This is a genomic window from Rhizomicrobium sp. (assembly GCA_037200985.1).
Taxonomy (GTDB): Bacteria; Pseudomonadota; Alphaproteobacteria; order Micropepsales; family Micropepsaceae; genus Rhizomicrobium.
In genome coordinates this window covers 1,661,931-1,672,887 of the sequence record JBBCGJ010000001.1, presented here as the reverse complement: position 1 = coordinate 1,672,887, position 10,957 = coordinate 1,661,931, and the positions used below count along the sequence as shown (strand labels likewise).

General features: G+C 66.6%; 12 protein-coding genes. 11 read left to right on the top strand and 1 reads right to left on the bottom strand.

The features are described from left to right. Positions 1-12: 12 nt before the first annotated feature. Positions 13-1,203, bottom strand: coding sequence for a pyridoxal phosphate-dependent aminotransferase (locus tag WDN01_08145; GenBank protein MEJ0025983.1), 1,191 nt, complete (start codon positions 1,201-1,203; stop codon positions 13-15). Between the two features lie 197 nt (positions 1,204-1,400). Between WDN01_08145 and WDN01_08140 the strand changes: the two genes are divergently transcribed. The 11 genes from WDN01_08140 (at position 1,401) to rseP (ending at position 10,931) form a co-directional block, all read left to right on the top strand. After that, a complete protein-coding gene (locus WDN01_08140) occupies positions 1,401-1,880 on the top strand; it encodes a DUF992 domain-containing protein (GenBank protein MEJ0025982.1) in 480 nt (159 codons plus the stop codon). Between the two features lie 62 nt (positions 1,881-1,942). Continuing rightward, on the top strand, positions 1,943-2,203 hold the full coding sequence (locus WDN01_08135; GenBank protein MEJ0025981.1) for a GlsB/YeaQ/YmgE family stress response membrane protein: 261 nt from the start codon (positions 1,943-1,945) through the stop codon (positions 2,201-2,203). A gap of 100 nt (positions 2,204-2,303) precedes the next feature. Beyond that, positions 2,304-3,362 carry a hypothetical protein gene (locus WDN01_08130; GenBank protein MEJ0025980.1) on the top strand — a complete coding sequence of 353 codons (1,059 nt, stop codon included), beginning with the start codon at positions 2,304-2,306 and terminating at the stop codon, positions 3,360-3,362. Between the two features lie 156 nt (positions 3,363-3,518). Next, entirely contained in the window at positions 3,519-4,304 is a 786-nt protein-coding gene (gene rpsB / locus WDN01_08125; protein ID MEJ0025979.1) for a 30S ribosomal protein S2, read from the top strand. A gap of 47 nt (positions 4,305-4,351) precedes the next feature. Further along, a complete protein-coding gene (gene tsf, locus WDN01_08120) occupies positions 4,352-5,299 on the top strand; it encodes a translation elongation factor Ts (protein ID MEJ0025978.1) in 948 nt (315 codons plus the stop codon). A gap of 69 nt (positions 5,300-5,368) precedes the next feature. Beyond that, a complete protein-coding gene (pyrH, locus tag WDN01_08115) occupies positions 5,369-6,094 on the top strand; it encodes a UMP kinase (protein ID MEJ0025977.1) in 726 nt (241 codons plus the stop codon). A gap of 72 nt (positions 6,095-6,166) precedes the next feature. Continuing rightward, positions 6,167-6,688, top strand: a complete 522-nt coding sequence (frr, locus tag WDN01_08110; GenBank protein ID MEJ0025976.1) for a ribosome recycling factor — start codon at positions 6,167-6,169, stop codon at positions 6,686-6,688. A gap of 23 nt (positions 6,689-6,711) precedes the next feature. Beyond that, positions 6,712-7,449: an isoprenyl transferase gene (locus WDN01_08105; GenBank protein ID MEJ0025975.1), complete on the top strand. Its 738-nt coding sequence runs from the start codon at positions 6,712-6,714 to the stop codon at positions 7,447-7,449. After that, complete coding sequence (locus WDN01_08100) at positions 7,446-8,315, top strand: phosphatidate cytidylyltransferase (protein ID MEJ0025974.1); 870 nt, start codon at positions 7,446-7,448, stop codon at positions 8,313-8,315. Before WDN01_08105 ends, WDN01_08100 begins: the two co-directional genes overlap by 4 nt. Further along, on the top strand, positions 8,312-9,550 hold the full coding sequence (gene dxr, locus WDN01_08095) for a 1-deoxy-D-xylulose-5-phosphate reductoisomerase (GenBank protein ID MEJ0025973.1): 1,239 nt from the start codon (positions 8,312-8,314) through the stop codon (positions 9,548-9,550). Before WDN01_08100 ends, dxr begins: the two co-directional genes overlap by 4 nt. 16 nt (positions 9,551-9,566) lie before the next feature. Beyond that, positions 9,567-10,931 carry an RIP metalloprotease RseP gene (gene rseP / locus WDN01_08090; GenBank protein MEJ0025972.1) on the top strand — a complete coding sequence of 455 codons (1,365 nt, stop codon included), beginning with the start codon at positions 9,567-9,569 and terminating at the stop codon, positions 10,929-10,931. Positions 10,932-10,957: the final 26 nt, after the last annotated feature.

Sequence of the window (10,957 nt, the reverse complement as noted above, 5' to 3'; positions counted from 1 at the left end):
GCGACCGGGCGGTCACAAACCGGCGAGCGCTTTTTCGATGCGGGCGAGGCCCTCGCCGAGCAGCGCCTTGTCCTGCGCGAAACAGATACGGACGAACGAATCGGCCTGGCCGTCGCCGGCCGGCCCGAAGGCCGAGCCCGGAGCCACGCCGACCCGCGCCTTCCTGACGAGGTCGCGTGCGAAGGCAAGCGAATTCGTCAGCCCGTCCATGTGCAGGAAGCCATAGAACGCGCCCTCGGGCCTGATCCAGCGGATGCGGTTCTGCGCGTCGATGAATGTCTGCACGACCTCGCGGCCGGTCTGGCAGCGTTCGCGCATTTCCTCGCGGAAGGCGTCGCCTTGGGGCGACAGCGCCGCCAGCGCGCCGTACTGCGCGAAGGTCGTGGGCCCGGTGTTGTTGGCGATGGTGATGACGCCGAGTTGCTTGCCCAGATGCTCGGGATGCACCAGCCAGCCGATGCGCCAGCCCGTCATCGCCCAAGCCTTGGAGAAGCTGTTGATGACGAAGAGATTGTCCTCGGGCTCGGCGATCTCCAGAAAAGACGGCGCATGCGCCGAACCGTCGAAGGTCAGCGTGCCGTAGACCTCGTCGCTGATGATCGCGATGCCGCGCCGTCGCGCGAAATCCAGCACGGCGCGCTGCTCGTCGCGGCGCATCACCCAGCCCGTCGGATTGCCGGGCGAGGCGATGAAGATCGCCTTGGTCCGCGCGTCGCATTGCGAGAAGATCTTCTCCAGATCCAGGTGCCAGCGGGCAGGAGAGGCGCGCCAATCGTCGTCCAGCCGCGCGAAGCGCGTCTCGGCGCCCACCATCTGCGCCGCCTGGAAGATCGACGGCCAGATCGGCGAGACGATCACGACATTGTCGCCGGTCTCGCACAGGATCTGGAGCGCGGTGACCACCGCCAGCGTCGCCGCGCCGGGCATCGAAATGCGCTCCAGCGCCACGTCGGCGCCGGTCGTGCGCCTGTGGAAGTCGCGGATCGCCTCGCGCAGCACGGGTATGCCCCGCGACTGGGTGTAGAAGGTCTTGCCGTCGTCCAGCGCGGCCTTCGCCGCCTCGCGGATGAAGGAGGGGGTGACGAGATCGCTTTCGCCGAACCATAACGGGATGAGGTCGGGTTCGCCCAGCCCCATCATGGCGACCAGGCCGATGCCGTTGGGTTCGAGCGCCTCGATGGCGGGACGGATGGGAGATGTCATGGACCCCGTCTTAGCGGAAATTTTTCCGGTCTACCAAGCCGTTTGGAGCATGCCTGCCGCGCACCGTCGCTAAAGCATTTGGGCCGGCAAGGGATCGAATGTGGCACGAGCGAGTTCCCTATGGGTCGAGCGCCTGGACGCTCCCCCTGACCGGCGCTGTTTTACCCGCGCGCTTTTCCAACAGAAAGAAAGCCACAATGAAGATTTCCACCGGATTGCTCGGCGCCGTCGCGCTCGCCGCCGTCGCCGTCGCCGCGCCCGCACAGGCCGCCCCCCATGGCGTCAATGTCGGCACGCTGACCTGCAATGTCGCGAGCGGCTGGGGCTTCGTCTTCGGATCCTCCAAGGACCTGCATTGCACCTTCCGCCAGAACAACCGGCACGCCGACCACTACACCGGCTCGATCTCGAAGTTCGGCGTCGACATCGGCTACACCGAGGGCGGCGTTCTGGTCTGGGGCGTCGTGGCTCCCAGCTCGGACGTCCGTTCGGGCGCGCTCGACGGCGACTATGTCGGCGCCAGCGCCAGCGCAACGGTCGGCGTCGGCGTCGGCGCGAACGTGCTTGTCGGCGGTTTCGACAAGTCCTTCGCGTTGCAGCCGCTCAGCGTCTCCGGCAATAAGGGCCTGAACGTCGCGGCCGGCATCGGCTCGATCACGCTTCGTCATTCCGAATAACCATCTACTGCGCGGACCGCGAGGTCCGCGCAGCCGTTTTCCAAATAAGGGGGAGAATTTCCGTGAACATTCCGCTTGAAGTCATTCTGATCTGGCTCATCGTCGGCGCCGTTGCCGGCTGGCTCGCCGGCGTGATCGTCAAGGGCGGCGGGTTCGGCCTGGTCGGCGACATCGTCGTCGGCATCGTCGGTGCCGTCGTCGGCGGCTGGCTCCTGCCCCGGCTGGGCCTGCATCTGGGCGTCGGAATCGTTGCCATCATTATCAGCGCCACCATCGGCGCCGTCGTGCTGCTCCTGATCATCCGGCTGATCCGCCGCATCTAGACGCCGCGGCGCGCGTGCGGCACCTTGCAAATGCGGAGGTGCCGCTTTGATTTGGACATAAAGCTCTGCGATGACTCCGTTGTCGGTCATCGGGGGATGCATGAGCCGCGCCGCCGCGTTTCTCGCCACGCTGTTGTTATCCGGTGTTTTGCCGTGCGCCGCCGAATTCGCATCGACCGCGGATGACGCCGGCGACAGGGCGCTTTGCGACCGCGTCGCCGCCCGTATCCGCGGCCAGCCGCACGCGGACGGGAAGACGGACGATCCCTTCGCCTTCGCGACCGCCGGCTCGCATCCCTGGATCGAGGCTCCCGAACCGGTGGCCGAGACCGCTGGCGATTCCGCCGACGACTGGGCGGCCTATCGCGCCACGCTCGCCTCCCGCTTCCACCCTGATGCTAAACTCGCAAGGGCCTTCGCCGACTACGTCCCCGAGGATCCCCAACTCGCCTCCCTGCCGGGAAGCCCGGTGCATGCGCTGATCGCGACCGGCGGCACGATGCACTGTCAGACCTTCATCTTCTTCACGGCCGGAACGTCCAGCCGGATGCTTCCCGAACTGGCGCGGGGCGAGAACAACGGCGCCTTCTGCTGGCAGGAAGCCGGCGGCCTTGCGCGCGTGAACGGCCATGCCGCCTTCCTCTACCGGTATTTCGGGATCACCGATTTCGAATACCAGCTCGGCGTCGTGCCGCTGGAGGGCGACCGCTGGGGCGAAGGCTGCCGCGTCGATGCGAAGTTTCAAACGCTTTATGCCGCTGGCGACGTCTCGGCGCCGCCGGGCAGCGCCTCGGGCGCGCTGGAAGCGGCCGCGCTCGCCCTGGCGCGCGCCGGCCAGTTCGGAACCGGACAATACGTGGCCTTCAGTCCGGTTCCGGCGGCGCAGCGCGAGAGCTGGAATCGGCTATTGGCGGATGCCAGGACCGCCGTCGACCTCGACTTTCACGAGCCGTCCTATGGTCCTCTGGTCCTGGGCGGAAAGGTCTATTTCGCCGTCGCCGCCCGCCAGGGCGTGGGCTGGCGCGAGGGCGCCGACGTCCAGGTCGACCTCTATGCTCTGATCGGGACCCAGGTTCAAAAAGTGGGAAGCGCCGGCCTTTCGGCCTCGCGGGGCAGGCTCCTGAGCGCCCAAGTGCTTCCGGGCGGCGTTCAGCCCTGAACGGCGGGTAGGGCTTGCCTGCGGGCGGTCCTGCCCCTATAAGCCGCGCCATCTCGCACGCTGAGTGGCTTTCGCAGGGTGTTCCTGCGTCGCCGTCCGGTGCTCCCAAACGGGGGTAACTCACGCGTCTGGCCAACCGGTAAAGGAGACGAATCCATGGCTCTGCCAGATTTTTCCATGCGTCAGCTGCTCGAAGCCGGCGCGCATTTCGGCCATCGCCAGCAGCGCTGGAACCCGAAGATGGCGCCCTACATCTACGGCTCGCGCAACGACATCCACATCCTCGACCTGACGCAGACCGTGCCCCTGCTGCACACCGCGCTCGTCGCGCTGCGCGACGTCGCGGCCGGCGGCGGCCGCATCCTATTCGTCGGCACCAAGCGCCAGGCTTCGGAGCCGCTCGCCGCGGCCGCCAAGCGCTGCGCCCAGTATTACGTGAATCACCGCTGGCTCGGCGGCACGCTGACCAACTGGCAGACCGTGTCGAACTCCATCAAGCGCATGCGCCAGATCGAGGAGACGCTGACCTCGGCCCAGTCCTCGGGCCTCAAGAAGAAGGAGCTGCTCGGCATGCTGCGCGAGCGCGACAAGCTCGACCGCTCGCTCGGCGGCATCAAGGAGATGGGCGGCCTGCCCAACATGCTGTTCGTGATCGACACCAACAAGGAAGCGATCGCGATCTCCGAGGCCCGCAAGCTCGGCATCCCGGTTACCGCCATCCTGGATTCGAACAGCGATCCGGACGGCATCGCCTATCCGATCCCGGGCAATGACGACGCGGCCCGCGCGCTGGCGCTCTATTGCGATCTCGCCGCCCGCGCCATCATCGACGGGCTCAGCCAGGGCCAGGCGGCGTCTGGCGTCGACACGGGCGAAGCCGAAGTGCTGCCCGACGTCACGCCCATCGCCGAGGCGCCCCCCGTCGCGGAAGCGACAGCTTAAAAACACGCGGAAGCGACCGCTTAAAGCACGATAGAACGGAGCCGACCATGGTGAACATCACCCCATCGATGGTGAAGGACCTGCGCGACAAGACCGGTGCGGGCATAATGGACTGCAAGACCGCGCTCGCAGAGAACAATGGCGAGGTGGAAGCCGCCATGGATTGGCTGCGCAAGAAGGGCATCACCAAGGCTGCCAAGAAGGCCGGCCGCGCCGCCGCCGAGGGTCTCGTCGGGGTCGCCACGGGCGGCCATGTCGGTGCCCTGGTCGAGGTCAATGCCGAGACCGACTTCGTCGCGCGCAACGACGAGTTCAAGGACTTCGTGAAGACCGCCGCCCGGATCGCTCTGGAAGAGGAGGGCGATCTGGAAAAGCTGCTCGCCCGCCAGATCGGCCAGGCCAGCGTGCAGCACACCCTGACCGAGCTCGTCGCCAAGATCGGCGAGAACATGAGCGTGCGCCGCACGATCATGCTCGCGGTCGATCCCGGCGTGGTCTCGGCCTATGTCCACAACGCTTCTTCGCCGGAGCTCGGCAGGATCGGCGTTCTGGTCGCGCTGAAGTCGACCGCCGACAAGGACAAGCTGAACGCGCTCGGCAAGCAGATCGCGATGCACATCGCCGCCGCCGCACCGCTGGCGCTGACGCCGGGCCATCTCGACCCCGCCCTGGTGGCCAAGGAACGCGACATCCAGGCCGAACTGGCCCGCCAGTCCGGCAAGCCCGAGAACGTCATCGAGAAGATGCTCGAAGGCCGCATGCGCAAATATTACGAGGAGACGGTCCTGCTCCAGCAGACGTTCGTCATCGACGGCGAGACCCGCATCGAGAAGGTGCTGGAGAAGGCCTCCAAGGATCTGGGCGCTCCTGTGACCATCGAGGGCTTCGTCCGCTTCCAGGTGGGCGAGGGCATCGAGAAGACCGAATCCGACTTCGCCGACGAAGTGGCGAAGATGAGCGGCACGAAAAAAGACAGCGACAAGGTCGACGTCTAGGCTCGGGATCGTATCGGCCCTCCCTCAAGGGGAGGGTAGGATGGCGGGTCTCAAACAACGGAATCGTCCATGGCCATCACGCCGAAATACCGCCGGGTGCTCCTGAAAATCTCCGGCGAGGCGTTGATGGGCGACCAGCAATTCGGCATCGACGTCGCGACCGTCGACCGCATCGCGTCCGACGTAGAAGAGGCGATCCGCGGCGGCACCCAGGTCTGCATGGTGATCGGCGGCGGCAACATCTTCCGCGGCCTTTCCGGCGCCGCCAAGGGCATCGACCGCGCGACCGCCGACTATATGGGCATGCTGGCGACCGTCATGAACGCGCTGGCCATGCAGGCCGCGCTGGAGCGGATCGACATCCCCACCAGGGTCCAGTCGGCCATTCCGATGAGCACGGTCTGCGAGCCCTATATCCGCCGCCGCGCCATCCGCCATCTGGAGAAGGGCCGGGTCGTGATCTTCGCCGCCGGCACCGGCAATCCCTTCTTCACCACCGACACCGCCGCCGCCCTTCGGGCGGCCGAGATGAACTGCAACGCGATGATGAAGGCGACGCAAGTAGACGGTGTCTACAGCGCCGACCCCAAGAAGGTCCCGGACGCCGAGCGCTACGATTATCTGAGCTACCACGAGGTGTTATCGCGCGATCTTCAGGTGATGGATGCATCGGCCATCTCGCTGTCGCGCGAAAATAAGATTCCGATCATCGTATTCTCGATCCATGATCGCGGATCGCTGGCCCAGGTCCTGAAGGGCAAGGGTCGGTCGACAATTATCGAAGACAGGACCTGACGACCGTCGGGCACCCCGCAAGGACTGGACCCCATGGCTGAGAGCTACAGCAAGGACGAACTGACAAGGCGCATGCACGGCGCCATCGAGACCCTGAAAAAGGAGTTCTCCGGCCTGCGGACCGGCCGCGCCAGCCCGGCGCTGCTCGATCCCGTCCGGGTCGAGGCCTATGGCAACCTGGTGCCCGTTAACCAGGTCGGCAACATCTCGACGCCGGAGCCGCGCATGCTGACGGTTCAGGTGTGGGACAAGGGCCTCGCCAAGGCGGTGGACAAGGCCATCCGGGACGCCAATCTGGGCCTCAACCCGCAGATGGACGGCCAGTTGCTGCGCATTCCATTACCCGAACTTAATCAGGAGAGGCGCAAGGAACTGGCAAAACTGGCCTCGAAATACGCCGAAGCCGCCCGGGTCGCGGTCCGGAACGTGCGCCGCGACGGGATGGATTTGCTCAAGCGCCTCGAAAAAGACCACAAGATCGGCCAGGACGAACACCATAAGCATGGCGATGAATTGCAGAAGGTCACCGACGCGCACATAAAGGAAATCGACTCCGCGCTGCACGGCAAGGAGCAGGAAATAATGCAGGTCTGAAGAGCCTGCCCGTGAGGTAATATATGGCGCTTGCGCCAAAGACGCCGACAGTTCTTCCCCGCCACGTCGCGATCATCATGGACCGCAACGGGCGGTGGGCGCGCAAGCGGATGCTGCCGCGCGAGGCCGGCCATGTCGCGGGCGTCAGCGCCGTGCGGGCCGTCGTCCGCGCCGCCACCGACATCAAGCTCGAATATCTGACGCTCTTCGCCTTCTCCTCCGAAAACTGGAAGCGCCCGCGGCCCGAAGTGAACGCGCTGATGGGTCTGTTCCGCGGCTATTTCCGCAGCGATCTCGACGAGCTGCATGCACGGGGCGTCCGCGTCCGCATCATCGGCAGCCGCGAGCGCGTCGCCGGCGACATCAACAAGATGATCGAGGAGGCCGAGCATCGCACGGTCGGCAATACCGGCCTGAACCTGACCTTCGCCTTCGACTATGGCGGACAGGAGGAGATCGCCAACGCCGCCCGTGAGCTGGCGCGCGCCGCCAAGGAAGGCCGCCTCGATCCGGAGACCATCACACCGGAGCTTTTCGCCACCCGCCTCTTCACCGGCGGCCTGCCCGAGCCGGACCTTCTGATCCGCACCGGCGGCGAGCACCGCCTGAGCAATTTCCTGCTCTGGCAGTCCTCCTATGCCGAGCTGCTCTTCGTCGACACCCTGTGGCCGGATTTCGGGCGCGACGAGCTTCTGAAGGCGCTCGAGCAGTTCGCCCAGCGCGAGCGCCAGTTCGGCGGCATTTCGGAAGCGGTCGCGTGACGCGCTCGGGTCACATCTCCGCGCCGGCGAGCCCGGCCCCCGGTTACCGCGCGGTTCGCTTCAATCTCGACTGGATCACCCGACCCCTGTTCGGCATCGCGCTCGCCGCCGCCGTCACCGCCGCGATCTTCGGCGGCGCGCCCTATATCGCCTCCCTGGCCGCCATCGCGGGAATCGCCGCCGCGCGCGAATGGCATCGCATGGTCGGCGAACGCGTCTTCGGCGTCGCCTTCTTCGTCGCGGCGGCTTTCATCGTCGCGGCCTTGGCGGCCCAGGCGATCTGGCCGCATGGCGAAACCGGCTGGGCGATATTGGCAAGCGGTGCGATAGCGGCGGCGCTCTACGCCGCCATCGCCGGGCTGCGTCCCGCCTGGCACGGCTTCGGCCCGCTCTATATCGGCACCGCGCTGCTCGCCTTGATGATGCTGCGCGATGCGCCGCACGGCGCCTGGATCGTCGTGGGCGTATTCCTCGCCATCTGGGCCACCGATACCAGCGCGCTGATCGTCGGCAATCTCGTGGGCGGCCCACGGCTCTGGCCGTCGCTGTCGCCGAACAAGACGTGGTCCGGCACCTTGGGCGCTGTTGCCGTCGCGGCCGTGGTCGAGGCGATCTATGTCGCCGTTCTCGGCGGCCATGCCGTCGAAGGCGGGCTCTACGGCGCCGCCATCGGCGTCCTCTCGCATTGCGGCGATCTCTTCGAGTCCTGGGTCAAACGCGTGTTCCAGCGCAAGGATTCCGGCGGCATCATCCCCGGTCATGGCGGTATGCTCGACCGCATCGATTCGACGCTGCTGGCGGCGCCGGTCGTCGCCGCCTTCGTCCTGCTCGCAGGACTCAATCCGATGTTTGGAGCCCAACCGTGAACGCGCTGGCAGCAACCCGCCCTTCCTTCGAGATCGAGGCGCTGGAGCCCGTGCTCGCGCGCAGCGTGACCGTCCTGGGCTCGACCGGATCGATCGGCGTCTCGACGCTGGACGTCGTCGCCCATGCCCGTGCCGTCTACGGCGCCGACGTCATGCCGGTCGAAGCGATCACGGCGCAGGGCAGGGTGGACGATCTCATCAAGCAGGCGCGCGCGATGAACCCCAGGATTGCGGTGATCGGCGACGAGACGCTCTACGGCGCGCTCAAGGACGGCCTCGCCGGCACCGGCATCGAGGCCGCGGCCGGCCGCGGCGCGGTGATCGAAGCCGCGGCGCGTCCGTCGAACACGGTGATGGTCGCGATCATGGGCGCTGCCGCGCTCGAGCCCGCCCTCGCCGCCGTCGCGCGGAGCGCGACCGTGGCGCTCGCCAACAAGGAATGCATCGTGGCCGCCGGCGGCGTGTTCCACCGCGCCCTCGCCAATTCGACGGCCTGCGTGATCCCGGTCGATTCCGAGCACAATGCCGTCTTCCAGGTCCTGAACGGGGAGGGCGCCCGCGAGGTCGAAAAGGTCACGCTCACCGCTTCGGGCGGTCCGTTCCGCGACTGGACGCTGGAGCAGATGGCGGTCTGCACCGTGGAGCAGGCGGTCGCCCATCCCAACTGGTCGATGGGCGCCAAGATATCGGTCGACAGCGCCACGCTGATGAACAAGGGCCTGGAGCTGATCGAGGCGCATTTCCTTTTCGCGCTTGCCCCCGAAAAGCTGGACGTTCTGGTGCACCCGCAATCGATCGTCCACTGTCTGGTTTCGTACGAGGACGGCTCGACGCTGGCGCATCTGTCGGCTCCCGACATGCGCACGCCCATCGCGCACGCGCTCGCCTGGCCGCGGCGCATCGCCTCGCCGTCGCGCCGCCTCGATCTTGCGGCCGTGGGCCGGCTCGATTTCCGCAAGCCCGATCACGACCGCTTCCGTTGCCTCGGCCTCGCCCTGGACGCGATGCGGGCCGGCGCGCTGGCGCCGACCATCCTGAACGCGGCGAACGAGATCGCGGTCGAAGCCTTCCTGAACCGCCGCATCGGCTTCCTCGACATTCCGCGGGTCGTCGAATCGACGCTCGCGCAATCGCCGGAGGCGAACGCGCCATGCGACACGCTGGACGCCGTCCTGTCCGCCGACGCGCGCGCGAGAGAGCTTGCCGGTCAAATCTGCCGCCGTGTCGTGAACTGACGGGATCCATGCGATGTTGAGCGAGCTTCAAGCCCTTCTGAGCTGGTCGGTCTACGGGATTCCGGCCTTCCTCTTCCTCATCACCGTCGTGGTATTCTTCCACGAGCTCGGCCATTTCTCGGTGGCGCGCCTGTTCAACGTCCGGATCGAGACTTTCTCCATCGGTTTCGGCCGCCCGATCGTCTCCTGGAAGGACCGCAAAGGAACGCAGTGGAAGATCTCCTGGCTGCCGCTCGGCGGCTTCGTGAAGTTCTTCGGCGACGCCGACGGCGCCAGCACGCCCGACCGCGAAGCGGCGGCGCGCATGAGCCCGGAAGACCGCGCCGTGGCCTTCCCCTTCAAGCCGCTCTGGCAGCGCGCCCTGATCGTCGTCGCCGGCCCGCTGGCGAATTTCGTCCTGGCGGTCGTGATCCTGACCGGCCTCTTCCTGTTCCACGGCAAGGTCGTCATTCCGCCGGTGGCGGGCGACGTCGCACCGCACGGCGCCGGCGCGCGCGCGGGCATCGTAAGCGGCGACCGCATCGTCGCGATCGACGGCGCGGATGTTCAGAGCTTTTCCGATTTCGCTCAGATCGTCGCGCTCAGCGCCGGCCAGACCCTTCCGATCGTCATCGATCGCGATGGCCGGCGGCTGACGGTCTTGGCCACGCCCCAGGACACCGCGATCACCGACGATTTCGGCAATCGGCAGCGGATCGGCGATCTGGGCATCGCCCCGCTGGCGCCGCCCGTCGTCGACAGCGTGCTGCCGGGCAAACCGGCGCAGCGCGCCGGCATCCGTCCGCAGGACCGCATCGTGTCCATCGACGGCCATGCCACCGCGAACATGGAAGCGGTCCAGCGCCTCGTCTCCACGAATCCCGGCAAGAATCTCCGCATCGTGGTCCAGCGCGGCGATGCCTTGGTGTCGATCGACTGCAGCCCCTACCGCAACAAGGACGGCAAGGGCCTTCTGGGTCTTGCCTTCGCGGTTCCCCGAACCGTGACGCATCTCGGCCCCATCGCCTCGGTCGGCGCCGCCTTCGGCGAAATCGGCGACATCATCTCGGTGACGTTCCGCGCCCGCACCCAGCTCTTCAGGGGCAACACGAGCCAGCTCGCCGGGCCGGTTGGCATTCTGAAACTATCGGGTCAAGTCGCCGCCGTGAGCTTCATTGCGCTGGTTCATCTCATAGCTCTACTTTCTGTAAGCATCGGCTTGGTAAACCTTTTTCCGATTCCGCTGCTCGACGGGGGCCATCTTCTGTACTATGCATGCGAAGGTGTTTTGGGGCGGCCGCTCGGTGAGCGGGCCCAGGACGTTGGATTTAGGCTCGGGCTGGCTGTCGTGGCGGGAATATTCCTCCTGGCGACCTGGAATGACCTCCTGAATCTTTTCTGAAACTTCGGCGGGCTGCCGACGAAGCG